A 20,805-nucleotide genomic window follows, 5' to 3' on the forward strand; every position below is an offset into this window, starting at 1 on the left:
CCGGTCGAAATACGTTACCATTTTAATAAAAGCGACTACAATGAAGGGTTCCGTATTGCTTTAGGAGGTAAAGTAGGTATGCTGTACGAAGCGCATACTAAAATCAAATTGACTGATTCGGATGGTGTAAACAGAAAAATAAAAGACTCCCAAGAGTTCGGGCTTAATAAATTCAGGTATGGCGTGTATACTCGAGTAGGACTATCAGGCTTTAACCTTTGGGCTTATTACGGACTGAACGATGTCTTCAAATCAGGACAAGGCCCTTACGAAACAGAATCTACCCAATTTAATTTCGGGATGTCTGTAGCTCTATTCTAATGATATATTGTTAAAGACTTAAGCTTAAAAAGCCTTCCAACTAGTTGGAAGGCTTTTTATTTGAACTTTGGTTTCCTTTTTTCCAAAAATGCCATTACTCCTTCCTTAAAGTCAGAAGACTTGCCTGCTTTCTCCTGAAAGTCCGCCTCCATGGAAAGAACATCTTTAAGGTTCATTTTTTGGGCTTTGTTTAACATCTCCTTAATTAGTGCCACCGCATTAGCAGATGAGTTTGCATAAATCTCCACAAACTGTAGTACGACATCATCCAAATCCATAACCTCAACGGATTTATTGATCAAACCAAGCTTTTCTGCTTCATCTGCATAAACCTTTCTCCCCGTAGTGGCCAATTCAAATGCCAAGGGATATCCCAGTCTTTCAAGTAGAAAATAGTTGGATCCTGCATCCATGATCAATCCAATGTGAGCAAAAATCTCCGCGAGGTAAGCCTCTTTATTGGCTATGATTATATCTGTAGCCAAGGCCAAAGAGCAACCTGCACCAGCAGCCACTCCATTCAGTTTACAAATGATGGGCTTTTTACTATTTCTCATTTTCAGGATCAAAGGATTGTAAAGATCCTCTATAACCTTTCTGAAAGGGATATTCTCCAAATCTCCACCTACCGATTTCAAGTCTTGACCACTGCAAAACGCCTTTCCCTGACCTGTCAGCACCACACTTCTGATGCCATTATCCTTTCCTACTTCATCAAAAGCCCAGCTAAGCTCAAGTAATAATTCTTTGTTTAAGGCATTAAAAACGTCAGGACGATCCAACACCAGTTCTACCCAAGTTCCTTTATGATGATATTGAAGGTGTCGTAATTCCATATTCAACTTAACAAATAATAGTAAAAAGAAACAAAACAGGTTCCGAAGCCTAAACAAAAGCCTGCCAATAACTCTCCTGGTTTATGGGCATTGAGGTAAAGCCTACTGGAAGCTACTGCACCACATAACATAATCGTTACGATCATCGGATACAACAACGAAGCACTTGGGTATTTCCAGCTAAGTACAACCATTATAGCCAATAATCCTGAAAGGCCTGTTAAGTGTGCACTGATCTTCCAAAAAAAAGTAACCAGCGTCAACAAAACAATTGAGCCTGTCATAGTAACCAGACTAAAAACAATTAAATCATCATAATTAAGCCTGAGATAAAAAAAATAGGTTACGATAACATAAAAGATGCTCACCATGGTAAATGGCAAATACCTTTCCCTTTTACTTGCCATATGCAAGCTTGGGATGGACTCCATATATTTCATACCTATTACACTAAGCATAGGAATTAATAAAGTACTCACTACAACCATCAATAACATCGACCCTTTTATTTCATGAGGTACCTGAGTAGCTTGTGGTACAAGGTATAAAATCAGTGTAAACACCAAAGTAGGCACTAATAAGGGTTGAAATACTATAGAAAGGGTCAGGGCAATATTTCTGTTCACTACAGTTCTTTTCTTAGTCTAGCGACAGGAATCTGAAGTTGCTCTCGGTATTTGGCCACAGTTCTCCTCGCAATATTGTATCCTTTCTCATTTAATAGCTTTACTAACTTATCATCCGAAAGTGGCTTTCTTTTATCTTCATTATCTACCATCTTTTGTAACACACTTTTTACTTCCCTGTTACTCACATCTTCTCCACCATCTGTAGAGATCCCTTCAGAGAAGAAATATTTTAATGGGTAAACACCGAATTCTGTTTGAATCGCTTTACTATTGGCCACCCTGGAAACAGTGGAGATATCCATATCTATTTTCTCTGCAATATCCTTTAGAATCATTGGCTTCAACTTGGTTTCATCCCCTTCCACAAAAAATTCCGACTGATAATCCAGTATTGCATGCATGGTTTTTAAGAGTGTCTGTTGCCGCTGCTTAATCGCATCAATAAACCACTTTGCAGCATCTAACTTCTGCTTCACAAAACTTACTGTATCTTTCAGCTTTTTATCCTTCTTATCACTCTTCTCGTAAGCCTCGAACATTTCGGAATAAGATCTACTCACTCTAAGTTCAGGAGCATTCCTTGAGTTAAGGCTTATTTCAAATTTTCCATTTACAGTATTTAAAATGAAGTCAGGAATTATATACTGTGTTCTCATCAATCCATCTGAACCTCCTCCCGGCTTTGGATTCAACTTGGTGATCATATTAATCACTTCTTTCAAGTCCTCTTCTTCAAGGCTACACCGCTTTAAGATTTTCTCGTAATGCTTTTTGGTAAATTCCTCAAAACAATCACTCAAAACTTGCAGTGCTTTTTGAACGATTTCATCTTCCTGATGCTCTTTTCGCTCCAACTGAATAATAAGACATTCCTGAAGGCTTCTGGCTGCTATCCCGGCCGGATCAAAATTCTGGATCTTTCTAAGAACTTCCTCGACTTCGTCCAAGTCAGTTTCTATATTTTGACTAAAAGCAAGGTCATTAATAATTGCTTCCAAATCACGCCTGATATATCCATCACTTTCAATGCTGCCTATCAATTGTCTACCAATTACTTTCTGATGCTCATCCATCCTTAAAAAGCTCAATTGGGAAAGTAACTGCTCATGTAAAGAGGTACCACTAGAAAGAGGCATTTCACGATCTTCATCATCCGGAGAATAATTTCCATCCCCCTGCATTTTATACCCCCCGTAATCATCTGTCAAATAATCATCCAGATTGATATCCTTATCATCTTTATTATCTTCCTCATAGTTGTCCTGCAACACCTCCTCTTGCTGTTCGCCGTTCTCTTCTTTTCCTTCCTCTAAGGCTGGGTTGATTTCAAGTTCTTCTTCTACCCTAGCCTCCAGCTCCGCAGTTGGTACTTGTAACAACTTGATAAATTGAATCTGTTGGGGACTCAATTTTTGTGAAAGTACCTGATTTAAATTAAGTTTTTGCATATATAGCGTACTCTAAAATATTTCTTTTCTTAAAAATAATTGGCTTTTTAAAAGGAACCTACTCCTTGCTCAAATTGCCTATTCAAATTTAGGAAATTACAGCAAAATTTTGACAAAAAGCTTATTATATCGTTTTTTTGCATTCCATTTTAAAACATTGATTAGCTTTACTTGTCAATTGTATAGCAGATAACATTCAACTCTTATGGCATTCAACAAACGATCAAAGATTAAATTATTGCTGGAAAGTGATAAAATCGGAGAACAGGCTACTATCATGGGCTGGGTCAGAACAAAAAGAAGCAATAAAAGCGTCTCTTTTATTGCGGTTAATGACGGCTCTATTATTAACAATTACCAAGTAGTTGCAGACCCGAATGTCATTAATGAGGACACTTTAAGGAGAATTAACACAGGCGCTTGTATTAAAGTAACTGGAAAAGTAGTCGCTTCTCAAGGATCTGGTCAAGACTCTGAACTGGTAGCGGAAAGTATTGAGGTGTTGGGTGAGGCTGACGCTGAAAAATACCCTTTGCAGCCCAAAAAGCACTCCATGGAATTCCTTCGCGACATTGCCCACTTGAGGATGAGAACCAATACTTTTGGTGCTGTATTCAGAGTAAGGCATGCTTTGGCTTTCGCTGTGCACCAATATTTCAACAACAAAGGTTTCTTTTACATTCACACACCCATTATCACAGCTTCTGATGCTGAGGGAGCAGGTGAAACTTTTAAGGTTACCACTCTAGATATTAAAAACCCTCCTCTAACTGAAGAAGGTAACATCAACTATACGGAGGATTTCTTTGAAAGAGAAACCAACCTAACCGTATCTGGTCAATTGGAAGGTGAGTTGGCTGCCATGGCCCTATCAGAGATTTACACTTTCGGCCCAACATTCAGAGCTGAAAACTCAAACACGACAAGGCATTTGGCTGAATTTTGGATGATCGAACCAGAAATGGCTTTCTATGATGCTGAAGATAATCAAGATTTAGCTGAGGATTTCCTGAAGTCCATCATCTCTTATGCGATGGAAAATTGTAAGGAAGACCTCCTATTCTTAGATAAAAGAGCTGCTGAAGAAAATGCTAAGAAGCCGGTAAACGAACGCAGTGAAATGGGATTGTTAGAAAGGCTTCAATTTGTGGTAGAACATGATTTTGAAAGATTGACCTATACTGAGGCCATTGAAATCCTTCGAAACTCTAAACCGAACAAAAAGAAAAAGTTCAAATACCTAATTGAGGAATGGGGAGCTGATCTTCAATCTGAACATGAAAGGTTCTTGGTGGAAAAACACTTCAAAAAGCCAGTAATCCTGACAGACTACCCTAAGGAAATCAAAGCTTTCTATATGAAGCAAAACGAGGATGGGAAAACTGTTGCAGCGATGGATATTCTGTTCCCGGGTATTGGTGAGATTGTTGGGGGATCCCAAAGAGAAGAAAGCCTTGAAAAACTTACGGCCAGGATGGATGAGTTGGAAATTAGCCAAGAAGAACTTTACTGGTATTTAGATACCCGAAGATTCGGAACCACCCCACATGCTGGTTTTGGGCTCGGATTTGAAAGAATGGTCCAATTTGTCACTGGAATGGGTAATATCAGGGACGTGATAGCCTTTCCAAGAACACCTGGAAACGCAGAATTTTAAGAAAGATCAAGTTAAAAAAGAAAGCCCGATAATATCGGGCTTTCTTTCTAGTCTATTTTCAGTAAAACATATGTCCTTGGGATCGCCTCAACAATATCAGAAGCTATTGTCCCCCTTAATCTATTTTTTGAAGCTATCTGTCCTGCCAATCCATGTTGATAAACTCCACAAACGGCTGCATTTTCAACAGAATAACCCTGACCAAGAAAAGAGGTAATCATTCCTGTAAGCACATCGCCAGAACCTCCAGTTGCCATATGCTTATTTCCTGTTGAATTAAAATATTGTTTTCCATTAGGAAGTGAAATTGCAGTATGCGCCCCTTTAAGGATTAATATGCATCCATGTGTCTGAGAAAATTCCAGAGCCTTGTCAAGCCTTTCCTTATGATTTTGGCAAGGGCCTACCAGTCTTTCAAATTCCTTTACATGCGGGGTAAGGATTACATTCTCATTCAAATAACTCAGAAGACCTGGTTGTTTGGCTAGGATATTTATACCATCCGCATCAATTACCAAAGGGCCTTTATAATTTTCAAGAAATTTTCCTAGAAAACAGCTAGAGGCTTGGCTTGTCCCCATTCCAGGTCCTATACCAATTGCATCAAATCGGGATAAACTTTCCCAGTCCATTGAACCTGCCAATTCATTTTCACCTTTTCCAGTTAAAACTTGTGCTTCAGGCAAACTGTTTTGTAATACGCCCATGCCACACTTAGGAGCTAAGCAAGTCACTAGGCCACTTCCTGTCCTCAATGCTGCTTTGGATGCCATTTTCAAAGCCCCCATAGAACCATAACTTCCACCACAAACTAAAACTTTTCCAAAATCCCCCTTATGGCTAAACCTTCCAAATCTTAAATGCCGCTTAGCCACGTCTTTGTACTGCAAATAATACTTACCTTCAGAAAACTGTCCAAAGAATGGCTGACTAATACCAATATTTGCTACCTTCAAATGACCAACAAATCCTGCATGTTCTGGAAATAGCAAGGAGTATTTCGGAAATTGAAAACTTATAGTAATATCTGCAATAAAGGCATCCCCTTGAACACAATCATCCGATGGTAAACCGGAAGGAATATCTACTGCTATTTTATTTACATTAATCAGCTTGTTTAACCTCTTAACCAAAGACAAAAAATCACCGGACAATGGCCTATTAACACCAATACCCAACAAGGCATCTATGATTATATCAAAATCAAATTCGATGTGTTGGATATCCTCGTCTATTAAACTAACTGCAGGAAGTTTGTCTGGCAGTAATTCCTTATTTAATCTACAATCGGCTGATGCATTCTCATGATCTCCTACCAAAAAAACAACTACATCAAAGCCTTTTCTCCATAATAACCTGGCAATTGCTAGACCATCACCTCCGTTATTACCGTGCCCACAGCAAATACCAACTCGATCATTTCTATGATATTTCTTTTCAAACCAATCACAAAATGCCTGGGCAGCATTTTCCATAAGTCGGTGCGACGTAATTCCTCTATCACTAATAAAGTCGGCATCCAATTTCTTTACAGACCTTCCAGAAATTATCTCAAGCATCTTTCTTTTCGTTAAGTATTTACCAATTTATACCCTGGGAACCTAACTCGCAACAAAAACATCATACCCAATACAAAAAATATTCCAAGTACTAAAGAGCTCACTCTCATACTTCCAGTAAATTGCTCAATAAACCCGTATGAAAAAGTACCAAATACAATTCCCAATTTTTCAGTCACATCATAAAAACTAAAGTAGGAAGCAGTGTCATTTGTCCCTACTGGAATCAGTTTGGAATATGATGATCGGGAAATAGCTTGAATTCCTCCCATAACCAAACCAACAACAAATGCTAGAGCATAGAACTCCATTTCTGTGGTCACAAAATAAGCTGCAAGACAAATTCCCACCCAAATGATAACCATGCTCATAAGAGAAACTTTATTTCCCCTAAGCTTAGAAACCCAAGCAAAGAAGTAGCTTCCCAAAATAGCAACTACCTGAATGATCAAAATTGTTATGATCAGTTTATCACCTTCCAAAGCCAATTCTTTATCTCCAAATGAAGCAGCCATATACATTACTGTCTGTACACCCATGCTATAAAACAAAAAAGAGAGTAAAAACCGCTTCATATCAGGCTTCCTTCTTAATTCTTTAAAGACAGTATTAATTTCCTTGTACCCAGCCCATAGTAAAGAAACTTCTTTATCGTTTTTCTTAGATTTTCTAGGTAGAACATTAAACGGAATCAATGCAAAGCCGGCCCACCAAACGCCTGTCATCAAAAAAGACCATCTAGCAGCAACGCCTCCATCTTCAATCCCAAAGAACTCCGGCTTTTGAATCATCACAAGGTTAATAATAAGTAAAATGACACTTCCAATATAACCTAAAGCGAAACCTTTCGCACTAAGCATGTCATATTCATCACTATTGCTTATCTCAGGTAAGAAAGCATTATAAAACACAATACTCCCAGCATAACCTACACTGGCCAATACGCTACAGATTATACCAAATTCAAGATTGGTTCCATCAAAGAAAAATAAACCAATACACGATATAGAACCTAATAGAGCAAATATCTCCATGAAAAGTAATTTTTTACCTCCATAATCTGCCATACCGGACAAAAGTGGGGAAAGAATAGCTATAACTAAGAAAGAAAAGGAAATCGACCAGGAATACAATACGGTATTCACGATATCAAATCCAAAAAAAGATACAATATCACTTCCCGAAACAGACTTGGTGACACTATTATAATATACTGGAAATATAGTAGAAGTAATTACTAAACTATAGACTGAATTGGCCCAATCATACATAGCCCATGCAAAATGCACTTTTTTACGGTCAAGATTCATCCATGTGGATTTATTTGATATCAAAATAAAAAAGCTACCTTATTGTATAAGGTAGCTTTTATTTTCTTAAACTATTTCCAGTTACTCAGTTGTTGTTTTACCAACGGAAGCATATAGAATTTTTCTAGCATCCGCTTCTCTAAGTTCAAGCTGTATATCAGCTATCGGCCCCATTTTCACATCACGGTCGGCCTTTAGGGAAATATAAATTTGATCTCTTTCAGCTTCTGATAAATTGTCTTTTTCTTGGTTAACCCAGAGCAAAATATCATTGGTAGTAATCAAAGCATCATTAGCTTGAATTCTTGGTTCACTACCGTACATATTTGGATTCTTAGGCTTTCCTACGAAAAGATAAGATATCAGAGACTTTTTCTCAAGCTTTTGAAGCTGAGAAGCCTGAGGCAACTTTTGCTCTACCAATAACTCTTGTTCCCTTAGTACAGTGGTCACCATAAAGAAGAACAACAGCATAAAGATAATATCTGGCAAGGCTGACGTAGGAATATTTTCTTCGGTCTTGGTCTTTTTCTTAAACTTAGCCATAATTATTCTCCTGTTTTATCTGGTTCTGCGATCGATATTGCCATTGGGATATTCTCCTTACCTCTTTCCATCAACTCTTTCTCGGCTGCACTTCTACTGGACAATGCCCTGTATTCGTCAGCAGTCAATCCCACTCTTTCAGCATAGATCTCAAAATACGCTTTCTTAACTAAATCAAGTACCTCTAGGTATAGCTCATAGCTGGTGCCACGATTGGTCTTGATAGATACTACTGCTTCATTAGGGTGATCAGAAGATTCAGGGCTTCTACCTGCCTCTCCTTTTAATGAAGGAGGAAGGCTATTGAAAAGATCCAAATTCTCTTGATTAGGATTTCCAAAGTTTAAAACAAACTCTTTAACTTCCTGATCCAATCCCTCAGTGTTGTCCCTGAAATCATCTTCAACCAATAACTGGTCGTTTGAGTTGATCAATATTTTAAAAATATTTCTCTCGTTCTTTTTAATATCAGGTGGTGGTACATTCGGATCTTGCTTAGGAGGCAAGATGGTCGTAATACCCTTGTCAGAAGCAATTGTTGTTGTTACAAGAAAGAAGATAAGTAGCAAGAAGGCGATATCCGCCATGGAACCTGCATTTACCTCCTGACTCATTCGGTTTTTCTTTCTTGCCATCTTAAATTACTTTATGATTTTACTTATTTCAGTAAATACAATTCCTACTAATGAAAGGAAGAATAGTATGTAAGTAGTTAGCAATACTCCTCCAACAGCCTTAGAAGCTCCTGGGGTTAAGTTGAACGGTTCAACGGCGAATTTTGGTAATACCTCATCTCCAGACACAGAGTAGGCAATGAAGAACAATACCGCAACACCAATGACACCGACACCTATCTTAAGCAAACTTTTCGGGTTATCGATTGACTTGATCAAAGGCATTACTATTGCAAATAATATCCCCAATCCAATCAACAAATAACTCACATATAGCATGATATCGTAAGAATCCATATCGTTTAGTTCTTTGGTTGATAAATTTTATTTAATAAAAGCGACAAACAGGAGACTATTACTTAGTCAACTTGTGCTTAACTAGGATATCTACCAAAGTGATAGAAGCATCCTCCATATCGTTTACCAAAGAGTCGATTTTCGCCACACAATAGTTATAGAACAACTGTAGGATAATCGCTACGATCAAACCTGCTACAGTAGTCAAAAGGGCAATTTTAATACCACCTGCTACAAGAGATGGAGAGATATCACCAGCTGCTTCGATAGAGTCAAAGGCACCGATCATACCAATTACCGTACCCATGAAACCAAGCATTGGAGCAAGGGAGATAAATAGGGAAATCCAAACCAATCCTTTTTCCAAACGGCCCATTTCAACAGAACCATAAGCAATGATTGATTTTTCAACCATCTCAATACCTTCAGAATATCTCATCAAACCTTGAGTAAAGATAGAAGCTACAGGACCTTTAGTGCTTTTAGTAACATCTTTAGCAGCTTCAATACCGCCTTGGTCAAGAGCATCTTCTACTTTAGCAAGAAGTTTTTTGGTGTTAGTAGTGGAAAGGTTAAGGGTAATGATTCTTTCCAGAGCTACTGCAAGACCCAAAATCAAACAGATCAATACCGGAGTCATAAAGGTTGGGTCACCTTCGATGAACTTATCCTTGATTATTTGGTGGAATGGTTGGTCTTCTACCACGATCTCATCATCAGCCATCACTGGCGCAGGATCTGGAGCGACTTCTTCCTCCATCATCATTTCAGTAGTGTCTCCAGCAGAAGCCTCTTCTGCGGTGTCTTGTGCTTTTGTGATAACCGGAGATAAAAGCAGTCCGGTAAGCATGAACAAAGCGATTAACTTTTTCATAATTTAGTTTTTAATAGACTTTAAATAAAGGTTAAACGGTTTCTAATTTTAATATTGAGCTTTTAAAGATATAATTTTTTCAATTCAAATGACAAGGGATGATGTTATAATTTTTTCCTTATATCTATTACTACTCCCCATTTTCAATACTTCCTTACAAGGTAACCATCTTTTTATGAACTAAAAAAGCTTTACTTATAAGAATGACAAACGGTAAAATAATTATGAATTAGAGCAGTAGTTTGAAAGAACATTATTGGCCATCCCTTATCCAAATGGCATTGACAGGGTGTAAAGTGCAGAGAGGAAGGGATTCGAACCCTCGATACCCTTTAGGGGTATACACGCTTTCCAGGCGTGCTCCTTCGACCGCTCGGACACCTCTCTGTATTTCTCGCTAACAATCGAAGCGACAAATAAATATATAATATTTAGTTCCTGCAAATAAACGAAAGCTTATTTAAGCAAAAATACGCGATTTCAGGCTGTATTCAAACATTATCTACTAGTACCAACCTGATTATCAACCTATTGTTTTATTGAAAAATTTTACATTTCTTTTGGCAATTTACAAGAAAATTCAACGAAGCTCTATCAATTGCTGGTCAATGACATCTCTCCTGCAATAGGAGTTATCAGCTTCCTTCTAATTTCATCCTCATCCGTCTCATTGGCAAGCAGGAACATCATCTTACATATGGCTGCTTCTGAAGTAATGTCCCCTCCACTAAGCACCCCAAGTCGCTTCAGTTCTTTACTTGTTTCATACCTACCTTGGATTACCCTACCGCCATTACATTGGGAAACATTTAAAATAATTATTCCTTTTTCTACTGCCTTCTGAACACTTTCTATAAACCAAGGCTCAGTAGGACTATTTCCCGAACCATAGGTTTCCATTACCACTCCCCTTAAACCTTCAATTCTGAAACAACTGTCAATTACTTCTGACGTAATCCCCGGAAACAGCTTTAGGATCATCACCCGTTTATCCAGCTTGTTGAGGTATTTTAACTGCACCCCTTCCTTAAATGGCTTAATGGCAGAGTAATTATAATCGATCACGATGCCCGACTCAGCCAAGGGAGGATAATTTTCAGACTCAAATGCATCAAAATGCACGCTCTGCATCTTCTTGGCCCTATTACCTCTCAGTAATAAGTGGTTAAAAAAGATACAAACTTCAGGTACGATAGGTTTGCCATTGGCTTTGGAAATAGCTATTTCCAAAGAAGTCATCAGGTTCTCCCTAGCATCTGAGCGCATTGCACTGATGGGAAGTTGAGCTCCAGTAAAGATCACGGGCTTACTCAGTCCTTTCAGCATAAAACTCAGCATCGAAGCTGAATAGGCCATAGTATCTGTCCCGTGAAGTACCACAAAACCATCATAAGTATCATAATTTTCATATATGATATAAGCCATATCCACCCAATGCTGCATATTGACATTAGAAGAATCTATCGGCTCGGGAAATGATATCACCGTAATGGCAATATTCATATTGGTCAAGTTGGGTATCTTCTCCAGGATTTGACCAAAGTTAAAAGGCACCAAGGAACCTGACTCATCATAAGCCATTCCCAAAGTCCCCCCTGTATAAATGATCAAAACTGAGGATTTGATTTCGCTTTTTGCAGCGGTATTTAATCTTACGATCTTATAATTCATACATTAGATCGGTTAAAAACTTTGTTGGCATTCAAATTAGTAATTTCAGCGACCTTATCAATCGTACTTTCTGTCAAATCACCTACTCTTTCTGCTATTATTGGAATATACTCTGGAGAATTTCTTTTCCCTCGGTGTGGCACAGGTGCCAAATATGGCCCGTCCGTTTCTAAAACAAGATTTTCAAGACCTATCTCAGGCAAAACTTTATCCAAACCTCCATTTTTGAAAGTTGAGACACCGCCTATGCCCAACAAAAATCCCATATCAATAATTTCTTTGGCTTGGCTAATGGAACCAGTAAAACAATGGAAAATCCCAGTTAAACGGTCATCTTTCTCTTGCTTTATAATTTCAATGGTCTCATCAATGGATTCCCTACAATGAAGTATGATAGGAAGATGCTTTTCTTTTGCCCAGGCAACCTGAATCTTCAAAGCTTCCTTTTGCAATTCAAAAAGGCTTTTGTCCCAATAAAGGTCTGTACCTATCTCCCCGATGGCAACAAACTCACGCTTGGCCAACCAGTCCTCCATAATGTAAAGCTCTTTTTCAAAACCCTTCTTCACATCACAGGGATGCAGCCCCATCATGGGGATGCACATGTCCGGGTATTTTTGCTCGGCTTCCAACATGGAGTCAATGGATTCCACATCCACATTGGGCATATATATCTTATCCACACCATTCTCCCTACACCGTTGAATCACCTCATCTCTATCACTATCGTACTTTTTGGAATAAATATGGGCGTGGGTATCAATAAAATGCATCAGTATCTCCTCTCTTTCCAATTAATTTTCGAAGGCCAAAAATAATACACTATTGTTGACCATGAAATTACTAGATGATAAACTTCAAAAATAAATAATTCTCCCCAATTCACTTTACCCTTACAATTATGGGCTAACTTCTTAATAAATGCAGCTTGAACCCATATTTTCCCAAACCATATTGCTCCTCCAAGCCATACGTTAAAAACAAGCACTGTAATGATGGCAGGAAAAAACAAAGCCTGCAGTACCAGCAAAAGTTTCCATCGAAAGGGTAGGCTCAAAGCTCCACGCATCCACCGCTTTCTTTGGCGCATCAACTGAAAAAAGCTTTTTTCACCCTTAGTATATACCAAACTTTTAGAAGTCATTTGATGAATAGGATCATACCCTTTTTCCATCACGGCTTGTCCAAGCGCAAAATCTTCTGTCACTGAAAATCCAAGTGACTCATAACCTCCTATAGCTTCATAAGCCTCCCTGCTTACCAGCATATTGTTCCCGACAGCAGTTAAGAGCTTTCCTAAATCTGCGGTAACTTTAATCATTCCAAGGGTAATCCACCAATCCATTCCTTGAAGCCTCTCAAAGATATTTTCACCAGCCACCTCTGTCACTCCAACTATTAGCCCATATCGGGGTTCAAAAGCGCTAACCATTTCCTTTACCCAAAACTCATTAGTCCTGCAATCCGCATCTGTAAACAGCAAAAGCTCTCCAGTGGCTACTTGTGCCATTTGCGCCAAAGCATTAGCCTTACCATTAAGATGGGAATAACGCGTTTTTATTTCCACATAAGTACGATTGGAAAATTCATTGGACCAATCTCTTAAAATCTGTCCTGTATGATCTTCACTTTGGTCATTACCTACTATAAATTCAATCTTTTCAGGTGGGTAATTAATAGACTCAAAAGACTTAAGGCATGCTTTTACAGTACTCGCCTCATTTCGAGCAGGTAAAAGAACCGACACCATAGGTAAATCAACATCCCTTTTACTGTAATCTTTAAAATTGAAAAAAATAAAAAAACACAACAAGAAGTCCTGGACCAGTAACAAACCAACCAATACCAATGCGACAAAGAACATCATAACACTTCTGTTTGATATTTTTGGTCTTGTAGATAGTCTAGGTATGATGGTAAAACTTTCTTGATAATAGAGACCGTTTTTAGCTGATCATGAAACAATATGATTGAACCATTTTGGGTATATTTTATTGTTTTGGACAAACATTGCATTGGTGGTTGTCGCGGATCATAGTCTCCGGAAAGCACATCCCACATAATGATTTGGTATTGACCTGAAAGTACTTTTAACTGGCTCCGCTTTAATCTCCCATAAGGAGGTCTAAACAACCCCGTCACATTACCAGTCACTTCTTGGATAATATCATTGCAATGAGACACATTATTAATATAAGCTGTTGTATTTACTCTATTCCCTTGTAAATGGTTAAAAGTATGGTTGCCAATTTGGTGACCTTCCTCCACTACCCTCTGAGCAATTTCCGGGTACTTTTTAACATTATCTCCTACCATGAAAAATGTTGCCTTCATTCCTCTTTCAGATAGCTGATCCAATATATAAGGTGTGATTTCCGGAACAGGCCCATCATCAAAAGTCAAATAGACCTTAGCCTCTTCCCTGGATTTATTCCAGATATATCTTGGAAAAAGGCGCTTGATAAGTCCAGGCACATAATGAATGATCATAAGCCATTATTTGAAGCGAATACTCAACAAGGTGATGTCATCCCTACGAGCTATCTCTCCAGAAAATTCATTCCATTCCTCAAAAAAAACTTCATGGAAATACTCAGGAGAAATGCAATTGTTCCTATTGACAAAAGACATAAACCGTTCCTCTCCATATTCTTCATCATTTGCATTAAAAGCTTCTGTCAAGCCATCTGTATACATGTGCAGGGTAAAGTCACTTAATCCAGAGCGCTCACCTTCTTCCAAAAACGGCAGCTGCTTAAAGGCACCCAAAATGGTAGTGCCTGCTTCCAAAAGCTCACTTTTACCTTCTTTCTCCCAACAAAGCACAGGCGGATTATGACCTGCATTGATAAATTTTAGCGTCTTGGTTTTGTAATTATAATACCCTAAAAAGAAAGTAATGAACCTTTCCCCATTCGTATTTTCAAATATGGTAAAGTTTAACTGCTCAGCAACCATCTTCAAATCAGATGAGCTTCTGAGCAAAGTTCTCAATGCCGCCTGAAAGTTGGACATTAACAAAGCCGCAGGCATGCCTTTGCCTGATACATCAGCAATACAAAAGAAAACTTCATCTTCCGATTTCTCTATCAAATCATAATAGTCCCCACCAACAGTGCTATGGGGATAGTAAGTTACTTTCGCATCAATTTTATCCTTGACAGGTAAGGTTGCCGGAAACAACATCCGCTGCACATTGCTGGCGATTTCCACTTCACGCTTCAGCCTTTCTTGCTCCAATTGCCTTCTAGCAAACCGTTTGTTTTCTAGTGCCACTACCAGGATATTGGTCAACGCCTGTGTAAAGTCGAGATCTAACTCCTGTTCAGTATCTTTTATTTTTAACAGTAAAATAGCGAGCATCTTATCCTTATGATAAACCGGAACATATATATCAAGTTCATTAAAAGAATAATCCTCCGGCATCACCAAATTCAGCTTCCCAATTTCCCGATTATCATCCACATCAGTGTGAGGGATAAGCTTGGGAATATTTTGCTTCACACCATGCTTTACTCTTTCTTCAAACCCTTCTGAATTGGCCACATACAACACCAAGGACCTAATATTAAGATGCACCAAACAGGTAAACTTAAATATGTTGAGTAGAACAGATTCTGTTTTGTTCTCGTTAATGGCCTGCGTGATTTCCAGCAAAGCCTTGAGCTCAAGTTCTTTTCTTTGATATTTTACTGTTTCTGCAGTCAAAACCTTGTCATTTACATTGTATTGTGTTCCATGAGGCCTTTCTTGGTAGCCAGATAATAATAAGCCCTTCCTTCTTTCACTACCTCCACTTCATCAAAAATCTCTCTATCAGGCTCCTTTAAGCATTTGATCAATTCCCTTTCATAAAGCCCTTGTAAGACCAACAATAGCCGCTCTTCTTCCCAACCAAGCGTCTCCTTAAGGTAACCAAAAGGCTGTACAAAATACAATTCGTCCATTAATTCATACTCTTCCTCTGACATCCTAATCTAATGTTTAAGTAAATTTAGGTCTATTCAAACACATTACCTTCCTTTCCACTTAAATTTCCCGAAAAATGAAGACAAAGCCACAACAATCACAAAACAAGGATGACAGAAACTCGCGTAAATAAAACTTAAAAAAGGTGCTTTTATTTCATATCCTTCCAAAACTTTATTCATTACAACATACTCCACACCTAATTTAAGTACCCAATAAAGTAAAAAAAGAAGCGGCATCAAGCCAGACCCCAACAGTAGCAGCGGACTTAACAAACTAGCCAAGGAAAACCCAGCGGTCACCACTGCTCCGAATGCATTTTCCATGGATTGATGCTTGTTCCATTTACTGACCCATCGCGCCCTTTGTGCAATGAATAAGCTCCAGTTTTTTTCTGCTTTGGTCTTAACCAATACTTTTTCATCCGTGAAATAATGAATTGCATGATATCCAAATGCCCTTACCACTTTCTCCAACAGAAAAGAATCATCCCCAGAGCTTTGTTCACGATTGCCTTGATAACCACCCAAATGTTGAAAAGCTTCTTTTCTGTAGCCCATATTGGCAGCACTACACATAATGGGTTTGTTGATCTGAAAAAAGAAATTGGTCATCAACAAAATACTGGACCATTCTATTTGTTGGAATTGATTGAAGTTACTTTTTCTGCCTTCTGACATTACAGGCCCAGCCACCATTTGAACCTTGGGGTCGTTAAAAGGCTGAAGCATATTTTCGACCCAATCTGAAGGCAAAACACAATCAGCATCCGTTGTCAGAATAATGTAGCCGTTGGAAAGAACCACTCCTTGTTCTATCGCTCCTTTTTTTCCTTGCGCCTGACTTTGGACCATCAAAAAATGGCTATAACTTTTTCCTTTAATCCATGAGTCTACGTATTCTGCTCCCCCGTCTTCACTTGAATCATCAATCAAAATAACCTGCAAACTTGGATAAGTCAATTTCTCCAAGCTTTCCAACAACTTGGGTAATTGGCTCTTTTCATTCCTAAAGGGAACCAATAAGGTAACTGGATAATCGAAAACATTTATTTTCTCTGAAGTCTTACCCTTTGACTTACGCCAAAAAACGGCCAGCATCACCAATATGGCCAAATAAATAACCAAGGCTTCAAAAAAGAAAAATGCCAAAAGATTCATGCCCATGGGAGTATTTCTACTAAATTGCGCTAATGGGCAAAATAGCGAAAAAGGAGGTGAAAGAACAAATCATTTTAGGAATTGATCCCGGTACCAATGTGATGGGCTATGGATTGATTTTGGTAAAAGGAAATAAATATGAGACCATACAATATGGTGTTATCCACCTCAAGAAATATGGCTCTCATGAACTGAAACTGAAAAAGATTTTTGAACGGGTTACCGGTATCATAGATGAATTCCTGCCAGACAAAGTAGCCTTGGAAGCTCCCTTTTATGGACAAAACGTCCAATCCATGCTGAAGTTAGGGCGTGCTCAGGGAGTGGCTATGGCTGCAGCGCTGGCCAGGGATATTCCCATTGCCGAATATTCTCCCAAAAAAGTAAAACAATCGGTCACTGGAAATGGCAATGCCTCCAAAGAACAAGTGGCTGAAATGCTCAAAACACTTTTAAAAATTGAATCAATTCCCAAGCTATTGGATGCTACTGATGCATTGGCTGTAGCAATATGCCACCATTTCCATGATGGACGATTACAAACACGAGGAAGAACCGCAGGATGGAAAGCCTTTTTAGAAGAAAATCCTGATAGGGTCAAATAAAAAAACCACAGCTGGTAGCAAAAAAGAATCAATTTTCTCTTTTTATCTAACCAACTGTGGCTAATAATATATTCAACACCTTTATGCTTTTAAAAATGCACCCAGCCTTGTGCTTTAAGCTGAACGGCCGTTTCACTTTTCGTCACCATAAACTTACCTTCATCTGCTTTGGTCACATGACCAATAAAATGAATGTCCGGGTGTTTTTCCAACTTATGAAAATCATCTTGGCTGATCGTAAATAACAATTCATAATCCTCCCCTCCGTTCAAAACACAAGTAATTGGATCTAAGTTAAACTCTACCGCAGTATCAAAAGTTTGCTTATCAATTGGTAATTTATCCTCATAAATCATGACCCCGACATTGGATTCTTTACAGATATGAAAAAGTTCAGAGGCAAGTCCATCTGACACATCCATCATGGCTGTGGGAACCACTTCCAACTCTTTTAGCTCATGGATGATATCCATTCTTGCGTCAGGTTTAAGTTGCCGGCCTGTCACATAAGAGTACTTATCCAACTGAGGTTTCATATTAGGGTCAGCCATAAATACCTCTTTTTCTCTCTCTAAAACCTGAAGACCGATTAAAGCTGCTCCTAGATCTCCAGTAACACAGATAATATCATTTACTTTGGCACCAGAACGGTAGACCTCCTTACCTTTTTCTACTTCTCCAATGGCAGTCACTGAAATAACCAAACCGGACCTTGAGCTAGTGGTGTCCCCTCCGATTACATCAACATTATAATGTTCTGCTGCTGCATTTATTCCTGCATACAAAGCCTCCACTGCCTCTACTGAAAATCTATTGCTCAGGGCAATACTTACAGTTATCTGCTTGGGAATGGCATTCATGGCTGCTACATCTGAAATATTGACAGCAACTGCTTTGAAACCCAAATGATGAAGTGGCGCATAGGAAAGATCAAAATGAACCCCTTCAAGCAAAAGGTCAGTAGTGATTACCTTTACCTTATCTCCTGCATCCAATACCGCTGCATCATCACCGATTCCTTTTAAAGTTTCCTGATGTCGTATTTGTATTTTGCTATTCAACTGATCAATCAGACCAAACTCTCCCAGTTCTCCTATTTCTGTTCTCTTTTCACTCATGGTTTACTTTTCTTAAGCTTTTCTGTTCTTTCAAGAATTTATTCTGAACTTGAATCTATGTCCTGACACAATTCCACCAAAACACCATTGGTGGAGCGAGGGTGCAAAAATACAATTAATTTATGATCCGCACCTCTTTTTGGCACATCATTGAGCACTTCGAAACCTGCTTCTTGGAGTCTTTCCATTTCTGCATAAATATCATCAACTGCAAATGCAATATGGTGCAATCCTTCATTTCTTTTTTCGATAAACTTACGAATAGGACCTTGACCATCGCTTGACTGAAGCAGTTCTATCTTGGTTTCTCCCACTTGAAAAAAAGAGGTAACAACTTCCTCACTTTTTACCGCTTCTTCTTTATAAGATGGCGTACCAAGGAGCTTTTCAAACAATTCTGTGGATTTTTTTAGGTCTTTTACAGCTATTCCTAAGTGCTCGATTTTTCTCATGCGCTAAATTTGTATATTTGTATTAGGAATTATTTCTAAGTTAAGCATGTTTATAACTTAATCTAAATTCACTTGAACATTAATCTACAGAAAATATGATCATCGTTTCAGACAAAGCAAAAGAGCGGATCCTAGAATTGAAACAGGAAGAGGGCAGAAAGGACAATGAGAATATCCGAGTATCGGTAAAAGGCGGTGGCTGCTCAGGCTTGATGTACGACTTGGGCTTTGACGAGAACATTGCCGATAGTGACAAAATATTTGAAGACAATGGAATCAAAATCCTGGTAGATAAAAAAAGCTTACTTTATTTGGCCGGTACCACCTTGGAATTCACCGATGGCCTGAACGGCAAAGGCTTTCAATTTGTCAACCCTAATGCTTCCCGGACTTGCGGATGTGGAGAAAGCTTCGCGATCTAATAAGTAAATTGAACAAACTCATTTTATAAGACCGGCCTAAATAGTCGGTCTTTTTTGTTTCCTTTCTCGTTTTTTAGGGCTCATTTATTACCTTTGCCGAAAAGGAAATAAGACCCAAGTATATGGAAAATACAATCAAAAAAGTCGCGCTTAACGACAAGCACATTGAATTAGGAGGAAAAATGGTGCCTTTTGCAGGATATAATATGCCTGTCAGGTATTCCTCAGACAAAGAAGAGCACAATACTGTTAGAAATGGCGTAGGCGTTTTTGATGTTTCCCACATGGGCGAATTTATGGTTAAAGGCCCCAATGCTTTAGCCTTAATCCAAAAGGTCACTTCCAATGATGCTTCCAAGCTGGTCATTGATCAAGCACAATATTCTTGCTTTCCCAATGAAAAAGGAGGAATCGTGGATGACCTGATCGTCTACAAGATGGACGAAGAAGAATATATGCTGGTAGTCAATGCTTCCAACATCGATAAAGATTGGGATTGGGTAAATCAACATAACACCGTTGGAGCCGAGTTGGAAAACATTTCTGATGAAATCTCTCTATTTGCGGTTCAAGGTCCAAAAGCAACTGCAGCATTACAAAAGTTGACATCAGTGAAATTGGATGAAATCAAATTCTATCATTTCGCTATTGGTGAATTTGCAGGTAAACAAGATGTCATTATTTCTGGAACGGGATACACTGGAGCTGGTGGTTTTGAGATATATGTAAAAAATGAAGATGCCCTTGCTGTTTGGGATGCCATATTTGAAGCGGGTGCTGAATTTGACATCAAGCCTATTGGCCTTGGTGCTAGAGACACATTGAGATTGGAGATGGGGTATTGTCTTTATGGCAACGATATTGATGACACCACCTCACCTCTTGAGGCAGGTCTTGGCTGGATCACCAAATTCACCAAAGATTTTATCAACAGTGAAAATTTAAAGCAGCAAAAAGAGGAAGGTATTTCCAAAAAATTGGTAGGTTTTAAATTTAAAGACAAAGGTATTCCAAGAGCCCACTATCCAATCCTTAATGAATCAGGTGAACAAATAGGGGAAGTTACTTCCGGAACCATGTCACCAAGTATGGGGATTGGCATTGGTTTGGGGTATGTGGATATCGCTTATGCAAAGCCTGGTACAGAAATCGCCGTTAGTGTGCGAAACAAAAACTTGGCTGCTGTAGTGGAAAAACTACCTTTACTAAAGAAATAAAAACATCATTTAAATATAGAGTTCCTGTGCGGTGTACAGG

At 38.7% G+C, this 20,805-nt stretch carries 23 protein-coding genes and 1 tRNA gene (1 of these 24 cut by a window edge); 5 read left to right on the plus strand and 19 right to left on the minus strand.

Annotation, left to right across the window (positions count from 1 at the left end; all coding sequences use genetic code 11):
• Nucleotides 1–321, plus strand: the 3' portion of a protein-coding gene (locus JL001_RS00320; RefSeq protein ID WP_200974184.1) for a porin family protein. The gene continues 417 nt to the left of window position 1, outside the view; the window shows 321 of its 738 coding nt (coding positions 418–738); its start codon lies off the left edge, out of view; its stop codon occupies nt 319–321.
• A gap of 56 nt (nt 322–377) precedes the next feature.
• Here the strand turns inward: JL001_RS00320 and JL001_RS00325 are convergent, their stop codons facing one another.
• The 3 genes from JL001_RS00325 to rpoN are packed head-to-tail and all read right to left on the minus strand — an operon-like array spanning nt 378 to nt 3,234.
• Nucleotides 378–1,157, minus strand: a complete 780-nt coding sequence (locus JL001_RS00325; RefSeq protein WP_200974185.1) for an enoyl-CoA hydratase/isomerase family protein — start codon at nt 1,155–1,157, stop codon at nt 378–380.
• A 2-nt stretch (nt 1,158–1,159) separates the two neighbouring features.
• Entirely contained in the window at nt 1,160–1,783 is a 624-nt protein-coding gene (locus tag JL001_RS00330; protein WP_200974186.1) for a PA-phosphatase, read from the minus strand.
• A complete protein-coding gene (gene rpoN / locus JL001_RS00335; protein ID WP_200974187.1) occupies nt 1,783–3,234 on the minus strand; it encodes an RNA polymerase factor sigma-54 in 1,452 nt (483 codons plus the stop codon). Before rpoN ends, JL001_RS00330 begins: the two co-directional genes overlap by 1 nt.
• Before the next feature lie 205 nt (nt 3,235–3,439).
• Here rpoN and asnS point away from each other — a divergent pair, with 205 nt between their 5' ends.
• Nucleotides 3,440–4,891 carry an asparagine--tRNA ligase gene (gene asnS, locus JL001_RS00340; RefSeq protein ID WP_200974188.1) on the plus strand — a complete coding sequence of 484 codons (1,452 nt, stop codon included), beginning with the start codon at nt 3,440–3,442 and terminating at the stop codon, nt 4,889–4,891.
• A 47-nt stretch (nt 4,892–4,938) separates the two neighbouring features.
• On the opposite strand, the gene JL001_RS00345 is transcribed toward asnS, so the two are convergent.
• The 14 genes from JL001_RS00345 to JL001_RS00410 all read right to left on the minus strand — a co-directional run bounded on the left by JL001_RS00345 (nt 4,939) and on the right by JL001_RS00410 (nt 16,951).
• Entirely contained in the window at nt 4,939–6,450 is a 1,512-nt protein-coding gene (locus JL001_RS00345) for an NAD(P)H-hydrate dehydratase (protein WP_200974189.1), read from the minus strand.
• An 11-nt stretch (nt 6,451–6,461) separates the two neighbouring features.
• Nucleotides 6,462–7,760 carry an MFS transporter gene (locus JL001_RS00350; RefSeq protein WP_200974190.1) on the minus strand — a complete coding sequence of 433 codons (1,299 nt, stop codon included), beginning with the start codon at nt 7,758–7,760 and terminating at the stop codon, nt 6,462–6,464.
• An 81-nt stretch (nt 7,761–7,841) separates the two neighbouring features.
• Nucleotides 7,842–8,306: a biopolymer transporter ExbD gene (locus JL001_RS00355; protein ID WP_200974191.1), complete on the minus strand. Its 465-nt coding sequence runs from the start codon at nt 8,304–8,306 to the stop codon at nt 7,842–7,844.
• Between the two features lie 2 nt (nt 8,307–8,308).
• Entirely contained in the window at nt 8,309–8,941 is a 633-nt protein-coding gene (locus JL001_RS00360) for a biopolymer transporter ExbD (RefSeq protein WP_200974192.1), read from the minus strand.
• A gap of 6 nt (nt 8,942–8,947) precedes the next feature.
• Entirely contained in the window at nt 8,948–9,277 is a 330-nt protein-coding gene (locus tag JL001_RS00365; protein ID WP_192011291.1) for a hypothetical protein, read from the minus strand.
• 58 nt (nt 9,278–9,335) lie between these two features.
• Nucleotides 9,336–10,151 carry a MotA/TolQ/ExbB proton channel family protein gene (locus JL001_RS00370; protein WP_200974193.1) on the minus strand — a complete coding sequence of 272 codons (816 nt, stop codon included), beginning with the start codon at nt 10,149–10,151 and terminating at the stop codon, nt 9,336–9,338.
• Between the two features lie 299 nt (nt 10,152–10,450).
• Nucleotides 10,451–10,538 (minus strand) — tRNA-Ser (locus JL001_RS00375).
• 207 nt (nt 10,539–10,745) lie between these two features.
• The gene (locus tag JL001_RS00380) at nt 10,746–11,822 is read right to left on the minus strand and encodes an asparaginase (RefSeq protein ID WP_192011289.1); all 1,077 of its coding nucleotides are present in this window, start codon (nt 11,820–11,822) and stop codon (nt 10,746–10,748) included.
• On the minus strand, nt 11,819–12,595 hold the full coding sequence (locus tag JL001_RS00385) for a TatD family hydrolase (RefSeq protein ID WP_200980260.1): 777 nt from the start codon (nt 12,593–12,595) through the stop codon (nt 11,819–11,821). Before JL001_RS00385 ends, JL001_RS00380 begins: the two co-directional genes overlap by 4 nt.
• Nucleotides 12,595–13,689: a glycosyltransferase gene (locus JL001_RS00390; protein WP_200974194.1), complete on the minus strand. Its 1,095-nt coding sequence runs from the start codon at nt 13,687–13,689 to the stop codon at nt 12,595–12,597. Before JL001_RS00390 ends, JL001_RS00385 begins: the two co-directional genes overlap by 1 nt.
• Nucleotides 13,686–14,312, minus strand: coding sequence for a polysaccharide deacetylase family protein (locus JL001_RS00395; RefSeq protein WP_200974195.1), 627 nt, complete (start codon nt 14,310–14,312; stop codon nt 13,686–13,688). Before JL001_RS00395 ends, JL001_RS00390 begins: the two co-directional genes overlap by 4 nt.
• 6 nt (nt 14,313–14,318) lie before the next feature.
• Entirely contained in the window at nt 14,319–15,530 is a 1,212-nt protein-coding gene (locus tag JL001_RS00400) for a PP2C family protein-serine/threonine phosphatase (protein ID WP_200974196.1), read from the minus strand.
• Nucleotides 15,531–15,541: 11 nt separating this feature from the next.
• On the minus strand, nt 15,542–15,793 hold the full coding sequence (locus JL001_RS00405) for a hypothetical protein (RefSeq protein ID WP_200974197.1): 252 nt from the start codon (nt 15,791–15,793) through the stop codon (nt 15,542–15,544).
• 42 nt (nt 15,794–15,835) lie between these two features.
• Nucleotides 15,836–16,951, minus strand: a complete 1,116-nt coding sequence (locus JL001_RS00410; RefSeq protein ID WP_200974198.1) for a glycosyltransferase — start codon at nt 16,949–16,951, stop codon at nt 15,836–15,838.
• A gap of 32 nt (nt 16,952–16,983) precedes the next feature.
• Between JL001_RS00410 and ruvC the strand changes: the two genes are divergently transcribed.
• Nucleotides 16,984–17,556, plus strand: a complete 573-nt coding sequence (ruvC, locus tag JL001_RS00415) for a crossover junction endodeoxyribonuclease RuvC (protein WP_200974199.1) — start codon at nt 16,984–16,986, stop codon at nt 17,554–17,556.
• Between the two features lie 89 nt (nt 17,557–17,645).
• On the opposite strand, the gene thiL is transcribed toward ruvC, so the two are convergent.
• Both thiL and mce read right to left on the minus strand, forming a co-directional pair.
• Nucleotides 17,646–18,674 (minus strand): thiamine-phosphate kinase, encoded by a 1,029-nt coding sequence (gene thiL / locus JL001_RS00420; RefSeq protein ID WP_200974200.1) that lies wholly within the window; start codon nt 18,672–18,674, stop codon nt 17,646–17,648.
• A gap of 38 nt (nt 18,675–18,712) precedes the next feature.
• On the minus strand, nt 18,713–19,126 hold the full coding sequence (mce, locus tag JL001_RS00425) for a methylmalonyl-CoA epimerase (protein ID WP_200974201.1): 414 nt from the start codon (nt 19,124–19,126) through the stop codon (nt 18,713–18,715).
• Between the two features lie 95 nt (nt 19,127–19,221).
• Between mce and JL001_RS00430 the strand changes: the two genes are divergently transcribed.
• A complete protein-coding gene (locus JL001_RS00430; protein ID WP_200974202.1) occupies nt 19,222–19,548 on the plus strand; it encodes an iron-sulfur cluster assembly accessory protein in 327 nt (108 codons plus the stop codon).
• A 122-nt stretch (nt 19,549–19,670) separates the two neighbouring features.
• Nucleotides 19,671–20,765 (plus strand): glycine cleavage system aminomethyltransferase GcvT, encoded by a 1,095-nt coding sequence (gene gcvT, locus JL001_RS00435; RefSeq protein WP_200974203.1) that lies wholly within the window; start codon nt 19,671–19,673, stop codon nt 20,763–20,765.
• Nucleotides 20,766–20,805 lie beyond the last annotated feature (40 nt).

The sequence above is a fragment of the Echinicola sp. 20G genome (assembly GCF_015533855.1).
GTDB lineage: Bacteria > Bacteroidota > Bacteroidia > Cytophagales > Cyclobacteriaceae > Echinicola.

Bases quoted from the DNA above. Each gene is read 5' to 3' on its own strand.
- JL001_RS00325 (WP_200974185.1), bottom strand. From the start codon at position 1,157: ATGGAATTACGACACCTTCAATATCATCATAAAGGAACTTGGGTAGAA.
- rpoN (WP_200974187.1), bottom strand. From the start codon at position 3,234: ATGCAAAAACTTAATTTAAATCAGGTACTTTCACAAAAATTGAGTCCC.
- asnS (WP_200974188.1), top strand. From the start codon at position 3,440: ATGGCATTCAACAAACGATCAAAGATTAAATTATTGCTGGAAAGTGAT.
- JL001_RS00345 (WP_200974189.1), bottom strand. From the start codon at position 6,450: ATGCTTGAGATAATTTCTGGAAGGTCTGTAAAGAAATTGGATGCCGAC.
- JL001_RS00350 (WP_200974190.1), bottom strand. From the start codon at position 7,760: ATGAATCTTGACCGTAAAAAAGTGCATTTTGCATGGGCTATGTATGAT.
- JL001_RS00355 (WP_200974191.1), bottom strand. From the start codon at position 8,306: ATGGCTAAGTTTAAGAAAAAGACCAAGACCGAAGAAAATATTCCTACG.
- JL001_RS00360 (WP_200974192.1), bottom strand. From the start codon at position 8,941: ATGGCAAGAAAGAAAAACCGAATGAGTCAGGAGGTAAATGCAGGTTCC.
- JL001_RS00365 (WP_192011291.1), bottom strand. From the start codon at position 9,277: ATGGATTCTTACGATATCATGCTATATGTGAGTTATTTGTTGATTGGA.
- JL001_RS00370 (WP_200974193.1), bottom strand. From the start codon at position 10,151: ATGAAAAAGTTAATCGCTTTGTTCATGCTTACCGGACTGCTTTTATCT.
- JL001_RS00380 (WP_192011289.1), bottom strand. From the start codon at position 11,822: ATGAATTATAAGATCGTAAGATTAAATACCGCTGCAAAAAGCGAAATC.
- JL001_RS00385 (WP_200980260.1), bottom strand. From the start codon at position 12,595: ATGCATTTTATTGATACCCACGCCCATATTTATTCCAAAAAGTACGAT.
- JL001_RS00390 (WP_200974194.1), bottom strand. From the start codon at position 13,689: ATGATGTTCTTTGTCGCATTGGTATTGGTTGGTTTGTTACTGGTCCAG.
- JL001_RS00395 (WP_200974195.1), bottom strand. From the start codon at position 14,312: ATGATCATTCATTATGTGCCTGGACTTATCAAGCGCCTTTTTCCAAGA.
- JL001_RS00405 (WP_200974197.1), bottom strand. From the start codon at position 15,793: ATGTCAGAGGAAGAGTATGAATTAATGGACGAATTGTATTTTGTACAG.
- JL001_RS00410 (WP_200974198.1), bottom strand. From the start codon at position 16,951: ATGAATCTTTTGGCATTTTTCTTTTTTGAAGCCTTGGTTATTTATTTG.
- ruvC (WP_200974199.1), top strand. From the start codon at position 16,984: ATGGGCAAAATAGCGAAAAAGGAGGTGAAAGAACAAATCATTTTAGGA.
- thiL (WP_200974200.1), bottom strand. From the start codon at position 18,674: ATGAGTGAAAAGAGAACAGAAATAGGAGAACTGGGAGAGTTTGGTCTG.
- mce (WP_200974201.1), bottom strand. From the start codon at position 19,126: ATGAGAAAAATCGAGCACTTAGGAATAGCTGTAAAAGACCTAAAAAAA.
- JL001_RS00430 (WP_200974202.1), top strand. From the start codon at position 19,222: ATGATCATCGTTTCAGACAAAGCAAAAGAGCGGATCCTAGAATTGAAA.
- gcvT (WP_200974203.1), top strand. From the start codon at position 19,671: ATGGAAAATACAATCAAAAAAGTCGCGCTTAACGACAAGCACATTGAA.